General features: G+C 71.1%; 24 protein-coding genes. 12 read left to right on the forward strand and 12 right to left on the reverse strand.

The window, feature by feature from the left end; genetic code table 11:
- Positions 1 to 45 precede the first annotated feature (45 nt).
- Positions 46 to 1,743 (reverse strand): formate--tetrahydrofolate ligase, encoded by a 1,698-nt coding sequence (locus tag PH191_RS24960; protein WP_274197323.1) that lies wholly within the window; start codon positions 1,741 to 1,743, stop codon positions 46 to 48.
- Between the two features lie 215 nt (positions 1,744 to 1,958).
- On the opposite strand from PH191_RS24960, the gene PH191_RS24965 reads away from it, so the two are divergent.
- On the forward strand, positions 1,959 to 2,738 hold the full coding sequence (locus tag PH191_RS24965) for a cutinase family protein (RefSeq protein WP_274197324.1): 780 nt from the start codon (positions 1,959 to 1,961) through the stop codon (positions 2,736 to 2,738).
- 31 nt (positions 2,739 to 2,769) lie between these two features.
- Positions 2,770 to 3,717, forward strand: coding sequence for an AEC family transporter (locus PH191_RS24970; RefSeq protein WP_274197325.1), 948 nt, complete (start codon positions 2,770 to 2,772; stop codon positions 3,715 to 3,717).
- 2 nt (positions 3,718 to 3,719) lie between these two features.
- Here the strand turns inward: PH191_RS24970 and PH191_RS24975 are convergent, their stop codons facing one another.
- A complete protein-coding gene (locus PH191_RS24975) occupies positions 3,720 to 3,953 on the reverse strand; it encodes a hypothetical protein (RefSeq protein WP_274197326.1) in 234 nt (77 codons plus the stop codon).
- Positions 3,954 to 4,051: 98 nt separating this feature from the next.
- Here PH191_RS24975 and PH191_RS24980 point away from each other — a divergent pair, with 98 nt between their 5' ends.
- The 3 genes from PH191_RS24980 to PH191_RS24990 are packed head-to-tail and all read left to right on the forward strand — an operon-like array spanning position 4,052 to position 5,575.
- The gene (locus PH191_RS24980) at positions 4,052 to 4,696 is read left to right on the forward strand and encodes a molybdenum cofactor guanylyltransferase (RefSeq protein ID WP_274197327.1); all 645 of its coding nucleotides are present in this window, start codon (positions 4,052 to 4,054) and stop codon (positions 4,694 to 4,696) included.
- Between the two features lie 10 nt (positions 4,697 to 4,706).
- Positions 4,707 to 5,132, forward strand: a complete 426-nt coding sequence (locus PH191_RS24985) for a PPOX class F420-dependent oxidoreductase (protein WP_274197328.1) — start codon at positions 4,707 to 4,709, stop codon at positions 5,130 to 5,132.
- Positions 5,129 to 5,575, forward strand: a complete 447-nt coding sequence (locus PH191_RS24990; RefSeq protein WP_274197329.1) for a cupin domain-containing protein — start codon at positions 5,129 to 5,131, stop codon at positions 5,573 to 5,575. The genes PH191_RS24985 and PH191_RS24990 overlap by 4 nt, the downstream gene beginning before the upstream one ends.
- Here PH191_RS24990 and PH191_RS24995 read toward each other — a convergent pair.
- The gene (locus tag PH191_RS24995; protein ID WP_274197330.1) at positions 5,572 to 9,120 is read right to left on the reverse strand and encodes a transglycosylase domain-containing protein; all 3,549 of its coding nucleotides are present in this window, start codon (positions 9,118 to 9,120) and stop codon (positions 5,572 to 5,574) included. The two genes, PH191_RS24990 and PH191_RS24995, sit on opposite strands and share 4 nt — an antisense overlap.
- Positions 9,121 to 9,453: 333 nt before the next feature.
- On the opposite strand from PH191_RS24995, the gene PH191_RS25000 reads away from it, so the two are divergent.
- Entirely contained in the window at positions 9,454 to 9,765 is a 312-nt protein-coding gene (locus tag PH191_RS25000) for a hypothetical protein (protein ID WP_274197331.1), read from the forward strand.
- Positions 9,766 to 9,781: 16 nt separating this feature from the next.
- On the opposite strand, the gene PH191_RS25005 is transcribed toward PH191_RS25000, so the two are convergent.
- From PH191_RS25005 to PH191_RS25025, 5 genes are all read right to left on the reverse strand, one after another.
- Entirely contained in the window at positions 9,782 to 10,540 is a 759-nt protein-coding gene (locus PH191_RS25005) for an SDR family NAD(P)-dependent oxidoreductase (protein ID WP_274197332.1), read from the reverse strand.
- A gap of 9 nt (positions 10,541 to 10,549) precedes the next feature.
- Positions 10,550 to 11,560: an acetamidase/formamidase family protein gene (locus tag PH191_RS25010; protein ID WP_274197333.1), complete on the reverse strand. Its 1,011-nt coding sequence runs from the start codon at positions 11,558 to 11,560 to the stop codon at positions 10,550 to 10,552.
- Positions 11,561 to 11,576: 16 nt separating this feature from the next.
- Positions 11,577 to 11,945, reverse strand: coding sequence for a hypothetical protein (locus PH191_RS25015; protein WP_274197334.1), 369 nt, complete (start codon positions 11,943 to 11,945; stop codon positions 11,577 to 11,579).
- A gap of 122 nt (positions 11,946 to 12,067) precedes the next feature.
- Positions 12,068 to 13,858: a serine/threonine-protein kinase gene (locus PH191_RS25020; RefSeq protein ID WP_274197335.1), complete on the reverse strand. Its 1,791-nt coding sequence runs from the start codon at positions 13,856 to 13,858 to the stop codon at positions 12,068 to 12,070.
- A gap of 83 nt (positions 13,859 to 13,941) precedes the next feature.
- Positions 13,942 to 14,592 (reverse strand): DUF1707 SHOCT-like domain-containing protein, encoded by a 651-nt coding sequence (locus PH191_RS25025; protein WP_274197336.1) that lies wholly within the window; start codon positions 14,590 to 14,592, stop codon positions 13,942 to 13,944.
- Positions 14,593 to 14,671: 79 nt separating this feature from the next.
- On the opposite strand from PH191_RS25025, the gene PH191_RS25030 reads away from it, so the two are divergent.
- The gene (locus tag PH191_RS25030; RefSeq protein ID WP_274197337.1) at positions 14,672 to 15,601 is read left to right on the forward strand and encodes a DUF3048 domain-containing protein; all 930 of its coding nucleotides are present in this window, start codon (positions 14,672 to 14,674) and stop codon (positions 15,599 to 15,601) included.
- Between the two features lie 30 nt (positions 15,602 to 15,631).
- Positions 15,632 to 15,805 (forward strand): CsbD family protein, encoded by a 174-nt coding sequence (locus PH191_RS25035; RefSeq protein WP_274197338.1) that lies wholly within the window; start codon positions 15,632 to 15,634, stop codon positions 15,803 to 15,805.
- 85 nt (positions 15,806 to 15,890) lie between these two features.
- Here PH191_RS25035 and PH191_RS25040 read toward each other — a convergent pair whose 3' ends face one another.
- Positions 15,891 to 16,136 (reverse strand): hypothetical protein, encoded by a 246-nt coding sequence (locus tag PH191_RS25040; protein ID WP_274197339.1) that lies wholly within the window; start codon positions 16,134 to 16,136, stop codon positions 15,891 to 15,893.
- A gap of 292 nt (positions 16,137 to 16,428) precedes the next feature.
- On the opposite strand from PH191_RS25040, the gene PH191_RS25045 reads away from it, so the two are divergent.
- Entirely contained in the window at positions 16,429 to 16,764 is a 336-nt protein-coding gene (locus PH191_RS25045) for a hypothetical protein (RefSeq protein WP_274197340.1), read from the forward strand.
- 7 nt (positions 16,765 to 16,771) lie between these two features.
- Here PH191_RS25045 and PH191_RS25050 read toward each other — a convergent pair whose 3' ends face one another.
- Together PH191_RS25050 and PH191_RS25055 are read right to left on the reverse strand one after the other, a co-directional pair.
- Positions 16,772 to 17,119: a VOC family protein gene (locus PH191_RS25050; RefSeq protein WP_274197341.1), complete on the reverse strand. Its 348-nt coding sequence runs from the start codon at positions 17,117 to 17,119 to the stop codon at positions 16,772 to 16,774.
- A gap of 52 nt (positions 17,120 to 17,171) precedes the next feature.
- Positions 17,172 to 18,080, reverse strand: coding sequence for a bile acid:sodium symporter family protein (locus PH191_RS25055; RefSeq protein ID WP_274197342.1), 909 nt, complete (start codon positions 18,078 to 18,080; stop codon positions 17,172 to 17,174).
- A gap of 1,047 nt (positions 18,081 to 19,127) precedes the next feature.
- Between PH191_RS25055 and PH191_RS25060 the strand changes: the two genes are divergently transcribed.
- From PH191_RS25060 to PH191_RS25070, 3 genes are all read left to right on the forward strand, one after another.
- Positions 19,128 to 21,161 (forward strand): hypothetical protein, encoded by a 2,034-nt coding sequence (locus tag PH191_RS25060; protein ID WP_274197343.1) that lies wholly within the window; start codon positions 19,128 to 19,130, stop codon positions 21,159 to 21,161.
- A gap of 758 nt (positions 21,162 to 21,919) precedes the next feature.
- Positions 21,920 to 22,237, forward strand: coding sequence for a nucleotide pyrophosphohydrolase (locus tag PH191_RS25065; protein ID WP_274197344.1), 318 nt, complete (start codon positions 21,920 to 21,922; stop codon positions 22,235 to 22,237).
- Complete coding sequence (locus PH191_RS25070; protein WP_274197345.1) at positions 22,234 to 23,178, forward strand: hypothetical protein; 945 nt, start codon at positions 22,234 to 22,236, stop codon at positions 23,176 to 23,178. The genes PH191_RS25065 and PH191_RS25070 overlap by 4 nt, the downstream gene beginning before the upstream one ends.
- A 1,627-nt stretch (positions 23,179 to 24,805) precedes the next feature.
- Here PH191_RS25070 and PH191_RS25075 read toward each other — a convergent pair.
- A complete protein-coding gene (locus PH191_RS25075; protein WP_274197346.1) occupies positions 24,806 to 25,006 on the reverse strand; it encodes a hypothetical protein in 201 nt (66 codons plus the stop codon).
- Positions 25,007 to 25,138 lie beyond the last annotated feature (132 nt).

Here is a 25,138-nt window from a genome sequence, read left to right on the forward strand (position 1 = left end):
AGCGATGTTCCCGGCCACAGCCGTGGACATCGCTCACGGAGGGGCTCAGAACAGCCCCACGATCGTCCCGTCGGGCTTGACGTCGATGTGGTGCGCGGCCGGGTTCTTGCCCAGGCCCGGCATGGTCCGCATGTCGCCGCAGATCGGGTAGATGAACCCGGCGCCGACCGAGGCGCGGACCTCGCGCACCGGCATCCGCCAGCCCGTCGGCGCACCGAGCAGCTTCGGGTCCGACGAGATCGACAGGTGGGTCTTGGCGACGCAGATCGGCAGCCCGCCGAAGCCGTTGCGCTCGTAGAGGTCGATCGAGGTGTTCGCGGCCGGGGCGTAGTCGACGCCGTCGGCGCCGTAGACCTTCGAGGCGATGGTCTCGATCTTCTCGCGCAGCGACGCGTCGTCGGGGTAGAGCAGCTGGAAGTGGCTCTCCTCGTTCGCGGCCTCGGCGACGGCCTCGGCGAGCTCGGCGGCGCCGCGCCCGCCGTCGCTGAAGTGGGTCGAGACCGCGGCCCGCGCGCCCATCGACTCGGCGATCTCGCGGATGGCGGCGTGCTCGGAGTCGTGGTCGGTGGGGAACGCGTTGATGCACACCACCGGCGAGACGCCGTGCAGGCGCATGTTCTCGATCTGCTTGCGCAGGTTGGCCGCGCCGGCGTGCACCTCGTCGGGGTTCTCCTCGAGCAGGGCGGGCGGCAGGTCCTTGCCGGCGACCACCTTGTGGTTGCCCGAGTGCACCTTGAGCGCACGCACCGTGGCCACGACGACCGCGGCGTCGGGGGTCATGCCCGAGGTGCGGCACTTGATGTTGAAGAAGCGCTCGGCGCCCATGTCGGCGCCGAAGCCGGCCTCGGTGACGAGGTAGTCGCCGCAGTGGATGCCGACGCGGTCGGCGACGATCGACGAGTTGCCGGTCGCGATGTTGCCGAACGGGCCGGCGTGCACGAGGACCGGCGTGTTCTCCAGTGTCTGCATGAGGTTGGGCTTGAGCGCGTCGCGCATGAGCGCCGCCATCGACCCGGCGCCGTGGATGTCCTCGGCGGTCACCGCGTCGCCGTCGCGGGTGTACCCGACGACGATGCGCCCGAGGCGGGCGCGCATGTCGGCGAGGTCGTTCGACAGCGCGAGCACCGCCATGACCTCGGACGCCGAGGTGATGTCGAAGCCGGACTCGCGCGGCACGCCGTCCATCCGTCCGCCGAGGCCCGTGACGATGTTGCGCAGCGCGCGCTCGTTGACGTCGAGCACCCGGCGCCAGGTGACGCGGTACGGGTCCAGGCCCGCCGCGTTGCCCTGGTAGAGGTGGTTGTCGAGCACCGCGGAGAGCATGTTGTGGGCGCTCGTGACCGCGTGGAAGTCGCCGGTGAGGTGGAGGTTGAACTTCTCCATCGGCACGACCTGCGAGTAGCCGCCGCCCGCCGCACCGCCCTTGATGCCGAACGTCGGGCCCATCGACGGCTGGCGGATGGCGACGACCCCGCGCTTGCCGATGTGGGAGAACGCCTGGCCGAGGCCGACCGTGGTGGTCGTCTTGCCCTCCCCCAGCGGGGTCGGGGTGATCGCGGTCACGACGACGTACTTCGCCCGTGGACGGTCGGCCATCGCCTCGATGGCGTCCAGCTCGATCTTCGCGACGTCGTGGCCGTGCATCTCCAGCAGCTCGAGAGGCAGGTCCATCTGCCGGGCCACGTCGTCCAAGGGCTTCAGCGTCGCCGCCTGCGCGATGTCGAGGTCCGACGGAATGCTCACTCGAGTCCTCCTGCAGTCCACGCCTCCCCGGCTCCGGCACCGCCGCCGGGGGACTCCTTGGAGGGGAACGCTGGCAGAACCGGGACGACTTGTCAGTACGGCCGGTCACGCTCGGTGCGTGCACGGCGCGTGCAAGCCCTGCGTCCACGCTTGCACCCAACGCCAGGAAATCCACATCCTCGAGTGCTCCCCGGCGGCGTCCGCCATCGGCGAAGATGTCCGATGTGGCGGGCGGGGCGGGGCGACGACTGCTGCTCGGATTCGTGCTCCTGCTCGGCGCCGGGTTCCTCACCGCGCCCCTGGCCACGGCGGCGCCGGCGTGCCCCGCGGTGGCCCTCTTCGCCGTCGCCGGCACCAACGAGACGTCCGAGGCCGCCGACCCGGCGCGCTCGGTCGGGCTGCTCGCCGGCCTCACCGATCCGCTCGCGCGGCGCTGGGGCGACGACCTGTCGGTGCGCTACGTCCCGTACCCGGCCTCGCTCGACCGGCCGGTGTTCTACCCGTTCAGCGAGGGCCGCGGGGCCGAGCGCCTCGCCCGCGACGCCGGCGACCTCGCCGCACGCTGCCCCGACACCACGATCACCCTCGTCGGCTTCAGCCAGGGCGCCGACGTGGTCTCCGACGTCGTCCACCGGGCGGCCAACGGCACGATCGCGCTGCCCGCCGACCGCGTCGCCGGCGCGATCATGCTCGGCAGCCCGCGACGCGACCCGCGCGCGCCCAACCTCCTCGACACCCCGGGACGCGGTGTCCTCGGGCCGCGCCCCACCCGCGAGCTCGACGTCTACGACGGACGCGTCTACGAGGTGTGCGCCCCGGGCGACCCGATCTGCGCCACCGAGAACCTCGACGTCACCGTCTTCCGCGAGGGCTGGGCCTCCGGCGCGCACCGCTCCTACCCGACGGTCGAGATCGACGGTGTGCCCCTGTTCACCGTGCTCGAACGGGCGCTGGACGCCGTCGTGGTGCGCGCCACGACGGGCCCGGTGAGCTGAGCGCGCCCGTACGCTCGCGCGGTGATGCGACGTGCTTGAGCTGCTCGGCCGCGTCCTGCCCGTGTTCGCGGTGATCGCCGTCGGGGCGATCGCCGGACGCTTCGCGCGCTTCGACGAGCGCACCGCGGCGGTGCTCAACGACCTGGTCTACTGGGTCGCGCTGCCCGCCCTGATCTTCATCTCGGTGGCGGACGCCGACCTGTCCGCGGGCGTCCCGTGGTCCGCGCTCGTCGCCTCGGTCGCGGTGGTGGTCGTCGCCTACGCGCTGGGTGCGGTGGTGGCGCGGCTGGCGGGACGGCCGGCGGGCGAGGCCAACGCCGTCGGGCTGGTCGCCGGGTGGGGCAACGTCGGCTACCTCGGCATCCCGTTGACCGTCTCGGTGCTCGGCCCGGCCACGGCCTTCGCCGCGTCGCTGACCTCGACGCTGCACACGGCCCTCGCCATCTCGATCTTCCTCGTGGCGGCCACGCTGGACGGTCGCGGCCGGGGCGAGGAGGCCGCCACACCCCTGCCGGTGCTGCTCGCCCGCCGGGTGCTCGGCAATCCCGTCGTCATCGGCATCGCCGCCGGTGTGGCCGTCGCCGCCCTCGGCATCCCGCTGCCGCCCCCCGTGGCGAACACGATCGGGCTCCTCGGCGACCTGGCCGCGCCGGGCGGCCTGTTCGCGCTGGGCATCCTGCTGCGCGGCGCCGTCCGGTCGCTGCGCGGCGCGACGGACCAGTGGATCCCGATCGCCACCGCGGTCCTCGTCAAGCTCGTGGTGATGCCGGCGCTCGCCCTCGGCGCGGTGGCACTGCTCGGCGTGCCGGCGCCGTGGGCCGCCGTGCTCGTCGTCATGTGCGCGCTGCCGGACGCCGCGACGGTGTTCGTGCTCACCGCGCAGTACCGGACCTGGTACCGCGAGAGCACCGCCGCCGTGGTGCTGACGACGGTGCTCTCGCTGGTGACGCTGCCGTTGACCCTGCTGGTCCTGCCGTGAGGTCAGTTCTCGGCGCGGAAGGCCACGCGGCGCTGCTCGTGGGTGCGGGCATCGTCCATGCGGCGCACACCCGCCCGCTGGTCGTCGGTGGCCGTGCCTGCGGCCACCGCCCGCTCGGCGGCGGCCATGGCGCGGTCGGCGGCGGCCTCCAGAGCATCCGCGGGGGTGGGGGCGACCCACCCGCGGTGGGCGTCCTCCGGCTCGCTCGGACGCCGCTTCTCGGTGCTCCTGATCATGATGCACACCTCCATCGGCACGCTGATGTGCCTGTTCAGGGCTTCCCCCGGTCCGTGGTGGCCAACCGGTTGCATACATCACCGGGGGGCGGGGAACGATGAGCGCCGGCGTCGTGCTGGCGGGTGGCCGCTCGCGGCGGATGGGCACCGACAAGGCGTCCCTGCCCCACGGCGCCACGACCCTGCTCGGCCACGTCCTGGACGCCCTCGCCGCCGCCGTCGACGGTCCGCTGCTGGTGGTCGGCGCGGCCGACACCGACCGGGCGCTCCCCGACGGGACGTGGCGCGCGCGGTGCCGGGTGGTGCACGACCCGGTGCCGGGCCGCGGCCCCCTGCAGGGCCTCGCCACCGGCCTGTCCGGCGCCGCCGCGGACGGTGCGGAGACCGCCTTCGTCGCGGCCGTCGACCTCCCCCACCTGCACGCCGCGTTCGTCCGGGCGGTGCTGGCGTACCGGGTGCCGCCGGTGGAGGTCGCCCTGCCCGTGCTCGACGGGCACCGCCAGCCGCTGCTCGCCGCCTACGCCACGGCCCTCGGCGCCCGCGCGACCGACCTCCTCGCGCAGGGCGAGCTCCGCCCCGGCGCGCTGTTCGCCGTGAGCCGGGTCCGCGAGCTCGACGCCGCCACCCTGCTCACCGACCCGGCGCTCGCCGCCCGCGACCCCGAGCTCCGGGCGGCCCGCGGCGTGAACACCCCCGAGGAGTGGGCGCGCGCGCGGGACCAGACCCCCGAGCGGCCCACCTAGGCTGGCGACCATGGCCGACCTCACCGACCCCGCGATCCACGCCTTCCTCGCCGAGGGCACCCGCACCGGCAAGATCGGCTGGACCGCGAAGGACGGCCGTCCCCTGGTCACGCCGATCTGGTTCCTCGTCGAGGACGGCACGATCGTCTTCACCACCGGCAAGGACACGGCCAAGGGCCGTGCGCTCGCCCGCGACCCCCGCGCGGTCCTCTGCGTCGACCTCCAGGAGCCGCCGTACGCGTTCGTGCAGGTCCAGGGCTCGGTGACGCTCTCGGAGGACCCCGACCAGCTGCGTCACACGGCCACCGACCTGGGCGCGCGCTACATGGGTGCCGACCGCGCCGAGGAGTTCGGCCGGCGCAACGGCGTCCCGGGCGAGCTGGTGGTGCGCCTGCACCCGTCGAAGGTGATCGCCGCGCTGGACATGACGGCGTGAGCGCACCGCCACCCCTGGCCCGCGCGCTGGACCTCGCGCCGCACCCCGAGGGCGGCTGGTTCCGCCGGACCTGGGCCACCGGCCCCACGCTGCAGCCCGCGGGGTACCCCGGCCCGCGCGTGAGCGCCACGGCGATCCACTACGTGCTCGCGCCCGGCGAGGAGTCGCGCTGGCACCGCGTGCGCTCCGACGAGCTGTGGTGCTGGCACCGGGGTCCGGCGCTGTCGCTGTGGCTCGGCGGCGACGGCGAGCACCCCGTCGAAGCAGACGCGATCGTCCTGGGCGCCCGGGTCGAGGACGGTCAGGCGCCGCACGCCCTCGTGCCCGGCGGCGTGTGGCAGCGGGCCGCGCCGGAGCCCGGGGCCGACGCCGAGGTGCTGGTGACCTGCGTCGTCAGTCCGGGCTTCGACGAGGACGACTTCACGCTCGCCCGAGCCCGCTAGTTCGCCGGCGGGTCGGCGCCGCCCTCGCCCTCGGCACCCTCGGCCGGGGCACCGCCCGCGGCCGCCGGGTCCTCCGCCGCCGCAGGGTCGCCGCCCGCGGGCGGGACCTCCTCGGCCGGCTGGGCGGCGCCGGTGTCGGGTGCCGCGGTGGTCGACGTGGGCGCCGACGTGGAGCTCGACGACGACGTGCTCGACGGCGTGGACTCCGCCGGCCCCTCCGCGCTGTCCGCGGTGTCGCCCGGGTCGGTGCCCGCGACCGGGGTGAACGTCCCGAACGTCTGGCGCGGGGTGTCCTCCAGCGCGTCGTCCATGAACGTCTTCCAGATCTCGCTGGGCAGCCCGTGGCCGTAGACGGGACGTCCGTCGGCGGTGCGGATCGGGGTGTTGTCGTCCGTGCCCACCCAGACGACCGTGGACGCGTTCGGGGTGTAGCCCGCGAACCACGCGTCGTTGTTCTGGCTCTCGACGTGCGACTGGACGGTGCCGGTCTTGGCCGCGGCCTGCCGGCCGCCCTCGAGCCCCACCCCGTCGTAGTCCGGCACGTCGCGCATCGCCTCGGTGACGTTGCGCGCCACGCGCGGGTCGATGCGCTGCTCGCCGGGCGTGGTCGACTGGTCGTAGAGGACCTCGCCGCTGGCCGTCGTGACGCGCTGGACGAGATGCGGCCGGTGGTACATGCCCTCGTTGGAGAAGGTCGCGTAGGCCGAGGCCAGGTCGACCGCGGTCGTCTCCTGGTTGCCCAGCGAGATGCCCGAGTTCGGGTCGTTCATCGGCTGGCTGATCCCGGCCTGGCGCGCGGCCGCCGCCACGGCCTGCGGGCCGACGCGGTTGCCGAGCGCGGTGAACACGACGTTGTTCGACAGCGTCATCGCGCGCTTGAGGCTGCAGTTCGCGCAGTCGGCGCCGTCGACGTTGCGCACCGTCTGCCCGGGGATCGACCGCCCGTCGAACTCCGTCGAGATGCCGATCGGCGGGTCCTGCTGCAGCGCGGCGAGCAGCACGAACGGCTTGAACGTGGAGCCCGCCTGCTTCTCGACCCGGGCGTAGTCCAGGCCCGAGCCGTTGTCGCCGCCGTAGTAGGCGAGGATGCCGCCCGTCTCCGGGTCGATCGACACGGTCGACGTGCGGAGGTTGTCCGGCTGGCCGCCCATCTTCGAACGCACCGCCTCGACGGCCTCGCGCTGCGCCTCGGGCGTGATCGTCGTCTGGATCTGCAGCCCCTCGGTGACGAGCGCGTCCTGGTCGATGCCGAGGGTCCGGAGCTCGTCGCGCACCGCGCTGTAGATGTGGCCGCGGTCGTCGTCGGGGACGCCGCCGGTGACGCGACGGGGCGGCGCCGTGACGGGGAACTGCGCGGCGGCGCGCTCCGGGGCGGGCAGCCACCCCTGGGCGACCATGCCGTCCATGACGTAGTTCCAGCGACGCAGCGCGTCGTCGGGGTTCTGCGCGGGGTCCCACTTCGACGGCGCCTGGATGACGCCGGCGAGCAGGGCGCCCTCGGCCGGGGTGAGCGTCTCGACCGGCCGGCCGAAGTACGCCTGCGACGCCGCCTGGATGCCGTACGCGCCGCGCCCGAAGTAGATGCTGTTCAGGTAGTCGCCGAGGATCTCGTCCTTCGAGCGCTCCTGGGAGATCTTCAAGGAGATGATGAGCTCCTTGTACTTGCGCATCAGCGAGTACTCGTCGCCCACCATCGCGTTCTTGACGTACTGCTGGGTGATCGTCGAGCCGCCGCCGGAGCCGCCGGTGAGGTTCTTCCACACGGCGCGGCCGAAGCCGGTGACGTCGAAGCCGCTGTTCGAGTAGAACGTGCGGTCCTCGGCCGAGAGCACGGCGAAGCGCACCGGAGGCGGCACCTGCTCGAGGCCGACCTTCTGGCGGTTGCCCTGCTCGCCCGGGGCGATCCGCGCGAGGACCGTGCCGTCGGAGAACGAGACGGTGTTGAGCTGGCTCTCCACCGCGTCGTCGGCGTTGGGCACCGGGATGAACAGCCAGCCGACGAGCAGCGAGAACACCGGGGCGGCGATCATCGCGGCCACGCCCGCGTAGGCGCTGCGACGGATGCGGCGCCACCGCAGGGCGGCAGGTGCGAGCGTCTCGGGGTGCGGTCCGTCCAGGTAGAGGACGACCCGGGACCGCACGCGGCGGCCGAACGCCACGACCTTGTCGCCGTGGGGCAGGCGCACGATCCGGGCGGCGACGACGGACAGCACCGCGGCGACCGCCAGCGCGATGCGCCCGCGGGGGACGCGGGGGCCGTCACCTTCGGCGGCGCGGGTGCTGCGCCCGGTGCTCCGGTTCGCGCTGGTGCGGGCGCCCGTGCGGTTCGCCGCGCGACCCGAGGTGCGCGAGCGGGCCGTGGCGCGACGGGTCGTGTGCCCGGCGCCCGTCCGGGTCGGACGCGCCGCGCGGGTGGTGCCCGCGTCGGCGGCCTCGTCGGGCTGGTCGTCGTCCGGGGTCTCCGGGAGGTCCTCGAGGTCGTCGTCGACCGGGGCGGGCTCGTCGTCGCGACGACCGCGCCGCCCGCGCGGCAGGGGGCCGGACCCGGGACCGCGGGGCGACGGGGCGTCGATCGCGGGCATCGCCGCGGTGCCGCCGGGACGGTTGCGGGTGGCGGCGGCGGTGGTGCTGCTCGTCGCGGGTGCCGACGGCGTCGCCGCGGTGGCGCCGGTCGCCGGGGGCGTCGTGGGCGTCGCCGGCGGGGCGGTGCCGTTGGTCGGCGGCGGAGCGCTGCCGCCGGGCGGGCGGCCGGGTGGCGGGGCGCTCGGGCGGCCTGCCGGAGCGGGCCCGCCGCGCACGGGGCCGCGGATCGGGCCGGCCGGCGGGGGCCCGGCCGGGGCACGCCCACCGGGCCCGGCACCGGGCCGGCCCTCGGGGGCGCGGGGCGGACGGGACGCCGGGGCAGCGGGACGACCGCGCGCACCGGCGGGCTGGGCCGGGCCGGGCGGCGGGGTGGGGCGTGCAGGACCGGGTCGGACGGGGCCCGGGCGGGCGGGCGGGCCGGGCGGCGGTCCCGCGGGCTTCGGGGGCGGTCCCGCGGGCTTCGGGGGCGCCGAGGCGGCCGGGCTGGCCGGGGGCGGCGGCACGGTGGGGACCGGCGCGGGCGGGACCGGCGCGGGCGGGACCGGACGTCCCGTCGGCGCGGGCGCGGGACCGGCCGGGGCGGCGGGTCGGGAGCCCGTCGGTGCAGCCGCCGGACGGGCCGCGGTGGCCGTCGCGGAGCGGGGAGCGCCGGCGGCGGGCGCGGACGGCGCAGCCGGGGCCGGCGTGGTGCCGGTCGTCGCACGGCCGGGCCGGAACGACCCCGTCGACAGCGCCGACGGGAAGCCGACGGGCGGCGAGGACGGCGCGGGCTCCGACCGGAGGCGTTCGCGCACGTAGTCGCCGTAGTCGCTGTCGCGCTCGCGGTCGAGCCGTTCGCGGTCCTCGCGGCGTGCGCGCCGACCTCCGGTGGCGCCGGGCGCGCTGCGCTCGCCCTCGTCGGCGGCCTCGTCGGGATCGACGGCATGGCGCCGTCCCGACGGACGAGAGTGCGTCCCCGCCACCGAGCCACCACCTCCCCGTACCACTCGCGTCCGATAAGCCCTGGTCAGAGAGCCCGGCCGGTTCTCGACCGGACCCCTCCGGGCCGCACGCAGACGTACGGGCCCGCACGAAGGCAACGCGTCGGTGACGACGACGTCGCGCCCTGTCCGGGGGGCCGTCCGTGACCGGACCGCACGATGCGGTGAGTGGTGGTCCGGTGTCACTCCGTCGAGCACCCGGTCCGCTGGTCTCGGCCGAGCGCGCTGAGTGGCGACCCCGGTCACCGAGTGCTAACAGCGGCGCGCCGCGGACCGATGAGCGGGACGACGGTGATCGGCGAGAGGACCCACGGCATGGAACCCGACCAGGACCCCCGCGTCCCGGCTCCCCGCGACGGGGGCCGCGAGACGGCGGAGGACGGCGGCTACCCCTTCCTGCCCTTCGTCCCGGCCCCGCGCGTCGCCCCGTGGATCGAGCGGATGCCCGTGACGGCTCCGCTCCCGACCCCGTCCACCGCGCTCGCGCCCGCGCCGGTCGTCCCCGACGCCGGCCTGCCCGCGCTGCTCCGCGCCTGGGGACGGGCCGTCACCCGCGCCGTGCACGCCGCGGTCAGCGGCGTCCGCTCGCTGCTCGACGCGCTGGTCCCCGCCCCGGCCCCGCGCTGAGACCGGGCTCGCGGACCTACAGCTGCACCCCGCGCGTCAGCGCCCCGTCGACGACGAGGTTGGTGCCACTGATGAACGTGGCCGCCGGGCTCGCCAGGAACGTCACCGCCCGCGCGACCTCCTGCGGCGTCGCCATCCGCCCGGTCGGGTTCAGCCCGAGGGCGTGCCCGTAGAGGTCGGGGTCGTTCTGCTCGATCGACTCCCAGACCCCGCCCGCAAAATAGACGTTGCCCGGGGAGACCGTGTTGGCCCGGACGCGGCCGGCGAGCTGGTACGCGAGGCCCTGGGTGTAGTGGACGAGCGCGCCCTTGAACGTCCCGTACGGGCCGGCGGCGAAGTCGATCTCGCGGCCCGAGACGCTGGAGATCGTGACGATCGCGCCGGCGTCGCTCGCCTCGAGCGAGGGCAGAGCCGCCTCGACGAGGCGCACGGTGCCGAGCATGTCGGTGGTGAAGCTCGCCGCCCAGTTCTCCTCGGTGGACGGGATCGCCAGCGCCGAGACGTTGGCGACGACGGCGTCGATGCCGCCGCGCTGCGCGGCGGACTCCCGCACCCAGGAGGCGAGCGCGTCGCCGTCGGCGACGTCGACCTCCGCGCCGTACACGTCGTAGCCCGCGCCGCGCAGCTCCTCCTCCGCCTTGCGCACGCCGTCGGCCGACCGGGCGCAGAACGCGACCGTGGCCCCCTCGGCGGCGAGCGCCTCGACCACCGCCCGCCCGATGCCCCGGCTGCCGCCGGTGACGAGCGCGATCCGGCCGTTGAGCTGGAGGTCCATGGGGCTCCTCTACGTCAGGGAGGTGGCGCGGGCACGCAGGTCCGCGTGCAGCCCGTCGAGCGGGCGCAGGCCGGGCACGAGCGTCTTGGACACCTTCGTCACGGCGCTGTAGTTGGTGTCGACGACGTTGGCCAGCGGCGTCAGCGACACCTGGGTGAGCAGCTGGTAGGCGTCGAGACGGTCGAGACCGAGCAGCTCGCCGAGCCAGCCGATCATCTCGACCTGGCTGATCCGCCAGGCGTCCTCGAGCGGCCGTGACGAGCCGACGACGATGATCTCGCCGTCGTTCTCGATCCGCGGCCACAGCGGCGCCCGCGCCGCCGAGGCCTTGACCAGGTCGACGATGAGCGTGACGTCCATGGCGCCCTCGACCGCGGTGCCGCAGGACTCGCCCTCGCCCTGGCGGTAGTGGCCGTCACCGACCGAGAAGATCGCGCCCGGCTCGTTCACCGGCAGGTAGCAGGTGGCGCCGGCCCGCATCTCGGGCGTGTCCATGTTGCCGCCGAAGGCGTCCGGGGTCAGCGACGACCGGACCTCGCGGTTGGCGGGAGCCACGCCGACGGTGCCGAGCATTGGGTCGATCGGCAGGTCGAGGGAGAACTCGCCCTGGTGCGCGACGAACGTGACGGTGCCGCGGGCGCGGTCGAGCTCGTAGATCCAGGTGCGCTCGGGCAGCGGGTCGGCGAGCAGGGCGGTGCGGTCGGTGCCGGTCAGCCCGCCGAAGAAGGGGACGAGCGTGGAGGCGCCCCAGTCCCGCGCCGGGGTGAGGTCGACGAGGTGCAGCACGAGCGTGTCGCCGGGCTCGGCGCCGCGCACCGCGAACGGGCCGGTCTGCGGGTTGAGGAACCGCGGGTCGAGCGTCGCGCTCGCGACGTCGGAGACGGTGCGGATGGCGCCGCCGAACGCGTCGTCGCACCACAGCCGCAGCACCGTGCCGGGCTCGATCTCGCGGATCGGGGCGGCGCCGCCGAAGGTCCAGGCGTACTGGGACCGCTCGGGCCGGAACTCGACGACGTCCACGACGGCCTCCCGCGGCCTAGTACTTGTCGGAGCCGGTGAGGGCGTGCTCGAGCTGGTCGGCGATGTGCGTGACCAGGCGGAACGGAGCGTCGAACTCGGCGAACGAGAGATCCTCGAGCGGGGTGGCGTGCCGGAACACCGCGACACCGCCGACCGCCACCGCACCGCCGACGACGGCCTCCTCGGCGAGCTCCAGGAGGCGGCGCGTGTCGATCTCGTCGAGGCGGGCGATCGGCGACTCGATCTGCAGCCAGTCGTGCCCGTCGACCTCGCCCCGGTGGTGCACGTAGACCAGCTGCGTGCGGTCCTCGGTGGTGGGGAGCCGGAACGTCAGGCTGCTCTTGTTCTGCGCCATGACCTCGTACCGCAGGCGCACCCAGGTCACCAAGTCGTCCCACGAGGCCACCGACCACTCACCGTCCTCACGAGGGGTGCCCGGACGGCGCGCCGGGCGGAGCGAGCGCACCGTAGCAGCGCGCCTGCGTGGTGATCGTTCGCTGTCGTCGCTCACCGGACGCCTCCGCCGACGAGACGGTCCCAGCCGGCGTGACCCACCGCGGAGGTGGCGCCGCTGCGGTCGAGCAGGCGCAGCAGTGCGGCGCCGTCACGCGGCCGGTCGGACGCGTCCTGCGCCGTCGCACGGCGCAGCACCGGGACGAGCCGCGGGGAGAGCCGGTGCACGGCGCCGAACGCCTCGGACCCGGGGCCGTCGAGGATGCGCCGCGCGATGTCGAGGATGTTGTCGCCGTCGAAGAGGTGGTCGCCACGCGCGGCGAACACCACGCAGCACGCCCAGGCCCACACGTCGGTGGCGGGGACGGCGCCGTTGCCGGTGACCTGCTCGGGCGCCATGTAGCCCGGCGTGCCGACCATGTTCCCGGCCGGCGTGTGGTGGGTCTGGCCCACGACCCGGGCGATGCCGAAGTCGACCACCTTCGGACCGGCGGAGGTCAGCAGGACGTTGCCGGGCTTGAGGTCGCGGTGGGTGATGCCGTCCGCGTGCAGGGCCGCGAGCGCGCGGGCGAGCGCGATCGCGGTGCGCGTGAGCATCTCGCCGTCGGTGACCGCCCCCGACGCCGCGACGAACGCGTGCAGCGACGGCCCGTCGAGGCGCTCCATCACGATGTAGGGCATCGACCCGTCGAAACCGACGCCGTGCACGCGCGCGGTGTAGTCGCCGGTGACCTTCTGCAGCGTCTGGCCCTCGCGCAGGAAGCGGGTGCGGGCGTCGACGTCGTCGAGCAGGTGCGGCGCCAGCACCTTGATGGCCACGACGCCGTGCGTGCCGGCCCGGTGGCCGAGGTAGACGGTGCCCATCCCGCCGGAGCCGAGACGCCCCGTGAGCGTGTACTCGCCGACCGAGCGCGGGTCGTGCGGCGAGAGGGGCTGCTCGGGCGCGGCGAGGTCGACCAGGCGGGTCGACGGGCCGACGACCGGCGGGGGTGGGAGGGGGCGCGACGGGGGCGGCGGGACCGACCGAGCCAGGCCCGACGGCGCCGGCGGGGCGATCTGCGCGCGGCTCACGTCGGGCTCCCGCCCGTTGCGACGGGCGCGCAGCAGCCGCCGCTCGCGCACCGGGGGCAGCCGCGCGGCGCGCAACGCTTCGGGGACGACGGGCGCCTCGCGGCAGGCGCGGGGACGCCCCGCGCGGGCAGTGACCTGGTGCGCGAGCAGGAAGAGCGCCGCGCCCAGCCCGACGCCCGGGACCGCCGCGGCGCCGACTGCCAGGACGAGGACCAGGCCGAGCAGCAGGCCGAGCGCCAACGTCGCCTTCCCGCGGCTGGCGGGCCACGGCCGCGTCACGGGCATCGCACGCCGGCGCTCGAGGTCCAGGCCGCCGACGTAGAGGCCGGCCACCGTGAGCGAGAGCAGGCCCAGGACGACGAGGCCGGCGACCGTGATGGTCGGGCCGCTCGTGGTGGGGGCCGGCAGGCCCGCGTCGTCGAGGCGCGCGATGAGCCCCCGGATCGCGAGGCGGCGCCCGGCCGCGAGCTCGTCGGCGACGAGGGACACCGTCAGCACGCCGATCACGACCGTGACCAGGGCCGTCAGCGCCGTCAGGCCGATCGCGCGCGGCACGGGCAGGTCGGCGGCACGGTGCAGGTGGCGGCGCGCGCGTCGGCGCTCGGCCCCCGCCAGGCGCGCGACGCGGTCGGTGACCACCCGGTCGACCAGCATCGCGGTGCGCCGCTGTGCGGCCGCGCGCCGGTGCAGAGGGGCCATCGCGAGGGCGGTCAGCACGCCCGCGACGACCACCACGAGGACGGGCACCGCCGGGCCCAGCTCGGCCAGCCCCACGCCGACCTCCCCTCCCGCCGTCCGCGTTCCCGCGGTCGGTCCGTCCTCCCGACGCCGTCCCCTGAGGTTACCGGGGTACCGGATCAGCTCCGGGTGCGGCGACCCGGCGCGCCGTCACCCTCACGCGTCACGGTGGTCTTCTTCCGTCCCGGGCGCCACCGAGGCTTGCGGGGATGGCGCAGGACGACGTCGCCGAGACTGTGCTTTCCCCGGATCGCGAGGTGCGGCGTGCCGCGCTCGCGCCGGTGGGTCGTGTCGTCGCGGACCTTGCCCGCGGAGATGAGCAGGTCGTCGACGTCGGCCGTGGCGCCCTCGGGCAGCACGAGCACCGGGGAGCACAGCCCCGTCGCCAGCTCGACCGCGATCACCGGCGCGGTGCACTCGGCGCCCGTGAAGTCCAGCGTCACCCCGCCGACCCAGCTGTGGACGCGCACCACGGGCGGCACCCGCCAGTACCCGCGCCGGGAGATCGCGCCGCCGACCCCCGCGCGCAGGTCGAGGACGTCGACCGAGCGCTCGACGTGCAGCGATGCCCCCGGCAGGTCGTCGAGCAGGCCGACGAGGTCCCCCCGGACCCGCGCGGCGAGCGCGGCGGCGGAGCGGTCGCTGTACTCGGCGGGGGTGATCTGCCCGGCCACCATGGCCCGCGACAGGAACTGCTGGACCTGCTCGCGCTCGGTGTCCGAGACGCGCAGGCCCGCGGGATCCACCGGCTCCGGGCTCGCGGACGTCACACCGGAATGATAGGTCGCCGCGAGCACCCGCCCGGGAGCGCTCGACCCGGATGAGACGGCAGTCGGGACGGAGGTGGCGGTGCCGCGGGGCCTGGTGCTCGTCCTGGCGGTGCTCGCCCTGGCCGCCGGCTGCGCGGGTGCGAACCGGCAGGTGTCCCCGTTGACGGGGATGCCCGCGTCGTCGAACGCGCCCGTGCTCGCGGTGAAGGTGGACAACTCCCCCGCCGGCCGCCCGTGGACCGGTGTCGAGGACGCCGACGTCGTCTACGTCGAGCCCGTCGAGGGCGGCACGACCCGGCTGCTCGCGGTGTTCTCGTCGCGCCTCCCGGCCTCGGTCGGTCCGGTGCGCAGCGCCCGTGAGTCGGACGTCACGGTGCTCGGCGCCTACGGCCGTCCGGCGCTGGCGTTCTCCGGCTCCGCCCCCGAGCTGGCCGGCACGCTCGCCAACGCCCCGCTTGTCGCCGTGACGCCCGCGACCGCCGCCTCGGCGTTCCGCCGCGATCCCGACCGCCGCGCGCCGGTGAACCTGTACGCCGACCCCGAGGCCCTGCTCGCCGCGGCCGGCGAGGTCTCCCCACCCCGTGACGTCGGCTTCCGGTTCGGCGCGACCCCCGCGGGCGGCGAGGTCGTCCGGCACCGCGAGGTGGCGTTCGGGTCCGCCATCGTGGGCCTGACCTGGGACGCCGTGCGCGGCCGGTGGGTGGTCGAGCCCGGCGGCGACCCGGTCGTCCCGGCCGGCGGCGGCGACCCGGTCGGCGCCGCCACCGTGCTCGTCCAGAAGGTCACGACGCGGCCGTCGGCCATCCGCGACGCCGCCGGAGCGGTCTCGCCCTACGCCGTGACCACCGGCGAGGGCGAGGCGGAGGTGCTGCGCGACGGCCGTGCCTTCCCCGCGCGGTGGTCGCGGCCTGCCCCGACCGATCCGACCCGGGTCCTCGACGCCGGCGGCGCCCCCGTGCCGTTCGCGTCCGGACCACTGTGGGTCCTGCTGGCGCCCGAGGACGGTTGACCACCCCGTCCGCGGGGGTACACCGGGGGCATGGGAGCCGACGACAAGATCGATAACAAGTCCGACAAGCTCAAGGGCAAGGTCAAGGAGGCGGCCGGCACCGCTCAGGGTGACGAGGACCTCCGCGCCGAGGGCAAGAAGGACCAGACCAAGGGCGACGTCAAGCAGGCCGGCGAGAAGATCAAGGACGCCTTCAAGTCCTGATCCCGCCACACGTTCACACGAGCCCCGGGGACCTCGTCCCCGGGGCTCTCGTGTGTCCGGGGCTACGTGTCCCTGGTAGGTGTCCCTAGTAGCCCCGCGACTCGCGTCGCCCGGCGAAGGAGTAGACCGGCGTGCCGTCGCCCTCGCGCCGGGCCAGGCGGTGCACCGCGAAGGTGTTGATCCCGGGGATCGAGCCGCCGTGGATCTCGCTGACCTTCTGGCGCGGACCCTGTTCCACCAGCACCAGGAACTCCTCGGGAAGGCTCGCGCCCTCGGCGATCGTCAGGTCGTGGTCGCCCTGACAGGGACCGTCGGCCAGTCGGATACGCACCCGTCACCCCCTCGTCTCGTCGCAGACGGCGACCATGGTGGCACGCCCTCCGGGACCCGGCGGATCGTCCGGACCCGCCCTTTGCGGATGTACTTGCACATGCAAGGATGATCGCCGCCGGTCATGCCCCCCGTGATCGGCAACGGACCCGGTCGGTGTCCCCCCGCCGGCCGGGTCCTCCCACACTGATCGGACGAGCCCGATGTCACCGTCCGTCGGTCGGCCGACGGAGGTTGGGCCGGTCCCCCAGCGGACATCCTCATGTCGTCCCCGACGGATGATGAGAGCGGACGTGGAGAAGGACGAGGCGGCGGCGCAGCTCGCCCGGCAGGCGTCAGAGGCGCTCGCCGGGCTCCTCGAGCACGAACGCACCCAGCCGCCGGACGGCGACCGCTTCGACCGGTGCAGCGAGACCCTCGACGAGCTCGCCCGGGCCCTCATGACGATCGTCGAGGTCGTCGACCACTGCACCGCGAACTCGCCCGTCGAGGAGGACCCCGACGGCCTCACCGAGAAGGCCCGCGACCTCGCGACGGCCATCGTCCGACGCCGCAACTCCCTGCTCGCCGAGAGCGCGGCCGCACGCCTGAACGTCGTGCGCGCAGCGCCCGTCCCCCGCGCGGGCTGACCCTCACTCAGCCGATCCCGCCGCCGAACCCGATCTCGTTGCCGTCCGGGTCGCGGAAGACGATCTTGCGAGCGCCACCCGGGTAGTCCTCGTGCCGTACCGGTGCGATCCCCCGCTCGGCGGCGCCGCGCACGGCGTCGTCCAGGTCCTCCGGGACGATCATGAGCTCCGCGTGCCCGGCGCGCCCGGGGTCCTGCTTGACGTAGAGCCAAGCTTGCTCCGACAGCTCCCACACGGCCTCGGTGTCCGAGGCGAGGAACGACGGCTCCCGGCCGAGGAGGCGCTCGAACCACGGCCCCGACGCCTCGTAGTCGCTCACGAGGATCCCGGCGAAGAGGAGGCGGCCGGAACTCACGAGACACCCGACGAGGTCTCGGAGCGACGGGTGGGCGCGCGACGACGCGAGGTCACGACAGGGTGCGGGACGAGCCGACCTCGTCATCGGGGACGCTCGCCGTCCGAGGAGCGAGCCGGCGCAGGAGGGCGCCCGCGCCGACGGCCAGCGGGAACATGAGGACGCCGTAGACAGCAGCCGGCACCGCGAGCCGCTCGGTCTGCAGGACGCTCACCGCGACGGCGATCGCGAGCGTGCTGTTGTGGATCCCGACCTCGAACGCGGAGGCCACGGCCTGCGGGTGCCCGACGCGCAGCAGCCGGGGCACCAGGTACCCCAACGTCAGGCTGATCAGGCAGAACGCCGCGGCGACGAGGCCGATCGCGGCCAGGTACTCACCGAGGTTCTCCCGCTCGCCCAGGAGCGCGCCGACGATCACCACGACCAGCACCACGGCCGAGAGGATGCGCACGGGCCTGTCGGCGCGGTCGGCGAAGGTGGGCGACGCGCGCCGGATCAGCATGCCGATCACCACGGGGACCAGGACCACGGCGAAGACCTGGGCGGTCTTGCTCAGGTCGAGCCCGAGGCCGCCCTCGACCACGGGCCGGAAATACGCGAGAGACAGGTTCACGACGACCGGCAGGGTGATCACGGCGATCACCGAGTTGACCGCCGTCAGCGTGATGTTGAGGGCGACGTCCCCGCGGAAGAGATGGCTGAACAGGTTGGCGGTCGTGCCCCCGGGCGACGCGGCGAGCAGCATGGTCCCGACGGCGAGCAGTGGGTCGAGCCCCGCCGCGATCACCAGCCCGAAGCAGATCACCGGCAGCACGACGAGCTGGGTCACCAGGGCCGCCACGACCGCCACCGGCCGTCGCGCCACGCGGCCGAAGTCGCCGACGGTCAGCGACAGCCCGAGCCCCAGCATCACGACCGCGAGAGCGGCAGGCAGACCGACGGTCGTCAGCGCGGAGTCCATGAACACCCCTGAGTGTGAACAGGGTGCCCATCGTGCCTTCGGGACATCTCGCGAGGAAGCGGTCGAACGCGTCGTTCCGGACGGCCGCGGTCGACCCCTGGGCAAAACAAAGGGGCCGCAGCGCTGCTGCGACCCCTCTGAACTGCCTCGACCGGCGCGCGCCCGAAGGGATTCGAACCCCTAACCTTCTGATCCGTAGTAGTGGCTGAAAGGACCTTCGGACCACGCGGTAAGCCATCGCTGGTGCCCGCGCGGCCGAGCACGAAACCGTGCGTCCCTCTCCGTGCAGTGGCGTTGATGCAGGTTCGATGTATGGGCTGCGCTGCCGCGCACGTCTCCAAGCGTTGCCATGGCGGCCCTCGCGTCGCGGCGGAGGGCCTTAGGGCCACTTCCGAGCTCCGGGCCTTGGCCCTTCGATCGCGGTCGCTCCCGACCGCGCAGGCTCCTCCAGGCGACCGACGACCGGCAGGTCCGTGTGAGCGACTCTGATTGTCGGGCCACAACCGCGCCATCGGATCGGCCAAGCGGTCGACTGCGAAGGCGCACCTCCTACTCCCTGCCGATGCCTTGGTGCGGTTATAGGAAGCACTAGGAGCCTGGCTGGTTCCGTCGAGTGCTACGTAAGCGCTCCGCGCAACAGACTCGACCCTTCGCATGGACCAAACAGGTGATACCTCAGCGCCGTCCGGGTGTTGCGCTGATCTCAGGCTCGGACCGCGTAACGCGCTACCGAATGATTGCGACTGGCCAGAGAGCGAGCAGTTGGCGCGCATCGGGCGGCCGACTGGACTCGCAACTGACCCGGGGGGATCAGATCTTTCACAAGATACGTACGTGCGAAGTTGCAGAGGGCGCTTCCTTTTGCAAGTGCTCCTGCACATGCATCCGCATCTGCACTCGAGGCGACCGTACAGCGGAGTACATCGACCGTTTGACGCACCGAGCTGGCAGACACGGCGTGTCGCCTAGCCCTCGCCCCTTGCCGCTCGGCGACCTGAAACCGCAGGTCAGCCTTTCTTCTAGGGCTGGGTGCTAGCGTCCATGTCCATGATCGGGTTCGCGTGGGCGATCCGCCTGGCCTTGGGCGGATTTCTAATGGTGCCTGCGCCGATTCTGCTTACTTACACTTCGTTCTCGTACACCGCGCGTTTCGGTCTGACGATCGCCTCAGTCCTCATCGGGTTCCTACTCTTCTTGACCAATGTCGTCAAACGTTACAAACCTAGTGACTCAAGTACAGCCGAAGCTAGAGACAGTCAGGACAGTGTTGGCGACGAATTCATCCACAGCGCCGAAGTCGCCGCGTCGGCGGTAGAGCTTAGCCGAAACAAGTATCAAGGCTATTATCTCGTGGCCGGCCAGCGGATTGACGAGGTTACTGTTAGTCGCCTGATGCTTCTTCTCACTGAACCACGGCGGTACCAGGGTCGCATCGTCGAAGACATCACGCCGATGCAGAGGCAAGTCAGGCGGAAGCTTAGAACGAGTCTTGTCCTCGACTTCCCAGCCTCCGCTGCCATCGGATGTCGATCTCGGTCGATCGACTCAGGAGCCGTCGCAGACCACTTCGCTGCCAGCGCAGGGTCAACGGGCACGCTATCTGGAACTGGCCCTTCGCCCGCCACCGCGGCCGCGTCGGCCCGTAATGGCGAGGATAGGAGCACGACGGTCGGCTTGGCAGAGCCGGAAAACCATGACCTTGATGCAGAGCTGAGGCGCAGCGAAGCCGAACTTGCGGGCGCTCTCTACGATAAGCCGACGTCGAAAGACGATGACGACTTCGTTTTCTATCCGCTGACGCTCATCAAGAAGGGCGAGCTGCACGATAACTTTCACGTTGGGCTAAAAGGCGAAGACACCACTGTCACGCTTACGTACGAAGAATATTGTCAGCTGATGGTTGTCGTTGTCCGTTCGCTGGCTTACTCATGCAGAGGTCTTCCTTCAAACCTATATAAGAGAGTCGACAAACTTTCACTTAAGGTGCTCAATCTCGTCTGCACGCGCAAGGTGGATAGCGACAACTACGAAGATGCAAAAGCACAAAGCAAGCGCCTAACCGATAAGGCGAAGACCCTTATACAAGACATCGAGCAGGCTGTTTCCGAACCAGGTCGATTCACTGGCCTTATCGACGAAATCGCTTCATTCGGCGCCCGCTTCTATGAACAATATCCCGTCATCTTAATTATCCCAATCGGTGCCGTAAAGAATAACCGGGCCATTGTGACTCTGGAGCACGACGCTCCTCCTCGTTGGCACCGACAGCACTCTGTTTCTGGGCGTCTCAAGATGCTCAGTGAACGGATAAGCGCCTACTTGGGGGGACGGCCAGGAGAGCTAGAGATCGATCTGCGTCGAGCGTCGTGGGCACAGTCATACCACATAACGGTTCACGGCTCGGAGGACTCGTACCTCGCGGATCAGCGAATACGAGGAACAGAGAACTATGGGATGGCCGGCCACCCGAAGGCCAAGCTTCCCGGGCGTTTCCGCCGACCCTTGGGTCAGCCTTACTTTCGCGGCTACTACCGAAATCTCGAGCTCTTGCCTACAGCTCATAGCGATGAGCTTTCGGTAACTCTTACATTCTTTGAGGTTCCGCCTGGTTCGATCGGCAAGGCAAGCATCGCCTCCATCTCTGCCCTCATCCTCACATATGTAATCGGGCTTACCCTGCCCATCCCTCAAGATTCGACTGGTTTTGTTGGGTTCGCAGCGCTGATCCTGGCCTTTCCAGCAGCTTCTGCGGCGTGGGTCGGCCTCGACAAAGTCTCAGACAAGTCACTCCTCGGCACCGAGTTATCTGCTCGAGCCTCAGCGCTGAGCACCTTCGCCCTAAGCCTGGCGGCCGCTTCTATCTTCATCCTTGACACCCAAAAGGTCATAGACACCTCTACTTCGTTGCCTACGCTGGGCATAAATGATTGGCTTTGGGTGTGTCTTGTTTCGGCCATGTTCCTCAACACCTTCTTGTCGATCGTCTCGTGGGCTGGACGGATGGCCCGGTACTACCTCGTCACCCGTCGATCTAACGAGCAATACACGACCGATATTCGCTTGCGAGGTGCGTTGAAGTGATGCCACCGACAAGTACCGCCCATGCGAAGCAAACCAACCTCGGACACAGGGAGTCGATGAGATGAGTGAGAATTCTGAATCTCGGCTATGGTCACTGACGATGACGCTCTTCGCTGGCACAAAAGATGTCGAGTCTGGCCCGAGCGGGATGCACTTAGCGGTGGAATCAGAAGACGCGGTCTTGTATCGTGGTTCGAGTGAGGGCTCGAACGCCCGTCAACTTTTCTCACCTGAGAACCTTCGACAAGGAATGCAGGAACTTGCGAAGGACGGGCCCATTTCGTCTGTTGGGCGTGTCTAAGCGACATGTCAGAGGTTGGTGAGGAATTCTTGGCTAGACAGCGGTTCGAGGGAAACATGCGAACCGCGTCGAGAAGCCTGAGGTCCGCCCGAGACTGCGTAGCGTCTTGTCTCGAGCAGGTGTCGTGCGATGCCTCGGACGGGGCTCGTCTGTCGGAGGCTGCCCTGCGCGATATTGGCAATCGCGCCGCGGCGCTTGCAGACGAGATAGATCACTTCTTGGCGGCTTCGGCAAACCGATAGAGCAAGCTTCGGCCTACTGGGTTCTCGGTGAGGTTACCGTCAGCTTGAGCTGAGGGCCGCTCGTACCGTAGAGCTGTGGCCGGCCTAGCAACTCCGGCGGAGGCTGGGAACCGGCGCGGGGTGCCATCGAGACGAGTTTCGCGGTGGCGCTAACTTCAGGCGATCCTGCGGGTGGAGGCGAGCGCCCTCTCAGACGAATGTGATAGACCCCGCGTATGGCGCTGAACTGGCCGGAAGCCACCCAGCGGCGCCTTCGCGCGTTCGCGGAAACGCGGGACTGGGTCCGCTATCACGACCCGCGCAGTTTGCTTCTCGCCCTGGTTGGCGAGGTCGGGGAGCTGGCCGAGCTCTATCAGTGGCAGACGGACGAGCCGCCCGACCAGGCCCGCGTGCAGGACGAGATTGCGGATGTCCTGATCTACGCGCTCCGGTTCGCCGAGGTCGCGGGCGTAGACGTCGCGGCGGCAGTCGCTGAAAAGATCGACCGCAACGAACAGCGCTTCCCGGCACTACCTCTTGAGGAAGGTCAATGACCCGGTACTTCTACGTCTACATCGGGGAGAAGGCTGAACAGAATCTCGAGATTGGGCGTGGGCACCGCATCTGGGGCTGGAAGAACCCTTGGTACGGCGACCTAGCGAAGGAAGCGGCCCAGCTGCTGAAGGACCCTGGCCCTGACTCCTATCTCGTCCTCGCCCAGGTGGCCAAACCCGAGTCAGTGGGGAGACCGTGGCCACGAACGAAAAAGGGCGACCTCGAACCATGGAAGCATGCCGTCTTCCAGTCGTTGACCATCGGGCGCATAGCGGGTCCGCTGTACGAGTCAACGAGCCCTGTGTGGCCCGACGCCATATACCCCCACCGGGTCGACCTCGCGAACCTCATCGTTGAAACCGACGTGCCGGCCACAGACCTCGACGGGGACGCGTTACTGATGGTCCGCGAGTCGGCAATGAGACGCGGTAACGCTATCGTCGGCCCTGCGCCTCTCAAGCCCTCCGCGGAAGACTCAGTGGAGAAGGACGAAGACCTCGTTCCCGACAGGCTGTTGACCGGCCTTGACGGTCTTAGCGGCCAGGCGCTCGCCCTCATCCGCCGAGAGCAGAGCAAGCTGCGGAAGGCCAAACTCAAGGGCGCCAAGACCGCAGGCTGCTCTCTATGTGGTCGGTGGCTACCCGCTGGGTTGCTGCGGCTAGCCCATATCAAGCGGCGGGCGGTGTGCACGCCCGACGAGTGCCTCGAGCTCGCGAACACCATGCTCGCCTGCACCATCGGCTGCGACGAACTTTTTGAGCGGGGCTACATCGGCGCCAGGGCGGGCACGATCGTCGCCCAGGCCCCAATCGGAGACTGGACCCAAGATCTCGACGAGATCATCAACCCGTTGGCGGGCTCGGCGCTCGCCGAGTACGAGAGTTCCCAGGAGCCCTTCTTCAAATGGCATCACTTAGACCATGCGTTGCCCGTTCCATAGCGGAATCCGGAGCGGCTGTGAGCCGGACCGTGTTTCTGGGCCGACGCGACTAGGGTATGAAGGCTCGCCTAGGCCCTTAACCGGGCGTTAGCTTCTGCTGACTCGGCTTGTCTGTGAACTTCTCGAGCCTCCGGTGCCCCCATCCCGCCCTCAGCAGTCGATCTCAAGCCCAGCCGCGGTCGACCTCCGGCGGCCTGAGCTGGGCCACCGTTACGACGCCGGGCAGCCTCATTTGGACGGGTCGTCGAGCGGTAGAGCCTGGCGCACGGAGCCCCTCCGTCGATCGACACCCGCCTGGAGGGGCGCGCGCGAGCTTTCCGCACGACATCTCAGAGATCGTTGACAGATCCCTAGATCGTCTGCACGATCACACGCGAAGGGGAGTACGCCCCGGGGAACGCGTCGTCATCACGGGTCGCGGCAGCGACCTCGGCCGTCCCTACCCTCCTGCGTGGGTGCGGAGACCTTCGGATCATCAGTACGGGTGTTTGGCTAGGCCGATCCGGAGGGCTGTAGTGAGTGGCTTTGATGTTGCCGAGATCGTTGCGTCCTATCTCGAAGCCTTGGGCACGATCGCGGCCGTAACTGTCGCATTGTTCGCTCAGGTGTACTGGGTCAAGAGACGTCGTCCAGTGTTGTGGCTGGAGCTTGAGGACGAGGGATCAGACGAGGACTTCGTTACGACAGCCAACTCGAGCTGGATTCGGTTGCGAGTGGTCGCGGCCCACAGGCGTAGAACAGCAGTCGGTGTGCAGCTGCGTCTAGAAAGAGTCGTCCAACGCAGCCGCGCCAACTCTTGCCAAGACTCACAGCGAGAATTTCCGAGGCTGCTGCCTGTGCCCGCTGGCCCGATCATCTGGTCCAGCGTGGGCTCGGAACCGCAGTCGATCATATCGGGTATGTGGCAGCGAGTCGACGTCCTCCGTTACAGGCATTCTTCGTCAACTCACGAGCGGCAGCTGGAGGTTGAGGTCGGATATAGTTTCGCGCCTGATGACATGCAGTCAGTCCTGCCGGAGGCAGGCACATACGCGATGACTCTTCTGTTGGGTGCAGACGATGCCGTGACGACTCGATGGGAATTCGAGTTCAGCTATGCTGGTGCCGCTACGGGTAGCGTCGACCCGTCGGTCATCGTGCCTACGGCTACCCTGAAGCCGCTGGAGATACCGCGGCGAGCTCGAGAGCCGCGATTTCACGGGCGTGTTCAGGACCGCCGAGGGACTTCTTCTTCCCCTCTACCCCAGGTTCCGCCCGCGGTTACCACGGCCAGCCCGAAATGCGACTGGTCCCGCCGAGGATATCTCTAGTATCACGATGAGGTGGCCCCCAGGCCTTTCGGTAGCAGGGTTCGAACTTGTGGCAGGGACACGAAAGTCCGGGGCCGGAGGCTGCGTCTTTGTGCTGAAGGCCGCGTTGCCACATCTGAGAGCCCTCGACAGGTTAACTAGCGTGGCGCGCCTGACTTGCCGCGTCCTGGTTGGCCTGTTCCGGCCGGTTGCGGTCAGTGGCTGATTCGGCCTCTGAGCTGAACGGACGTCGGCGGCGCCGTTCCGAGCGTGACCGGCTCGGGCGGCCTCTCCCCGATCATTCCGTGGGGGAAAAGTGTGGGAACGATCTTGCTCTGTCAGGCCATGATCAGCGGCCGGTAGCCGAGAACGGAGGCGGCGCCGTCGAGGTAGGCGCGGCGGTGTGCTCGCGGGACCCACTCCTCGACGGGGTGGACGGTGAGCATGCCGCCGCCGACGATCCGCCAGTGGTGCTCCTCGGCGAGTGCGATCGAGGCGTCCTGCTCGCCCTGGGCCTGGGCCTGCTCCTGCTCGGTCATGTCCGGCACGGTGCCCGAGCTGCTTGGTGTCGTCCAGACATGAGCCGGCCGGTTGGTCTCCCCGTCGGCCAGGTCCTCCCGAAGCGCGCCAGGGCCAGGGGGCCAGGTGGAGCACCCGACGCGCTGAACGAC

It is taken from the genome of Actinomycetospora callitridis (assembly GCF_028737265.1).
Classification (GTDB): domain Bacteria; phylum Actinomycetota; class Actinomycetes; order Mycobacteriales; family Pseudonocardiaceae; genus Actinomycetospora; species Actinomycetospora callitridis.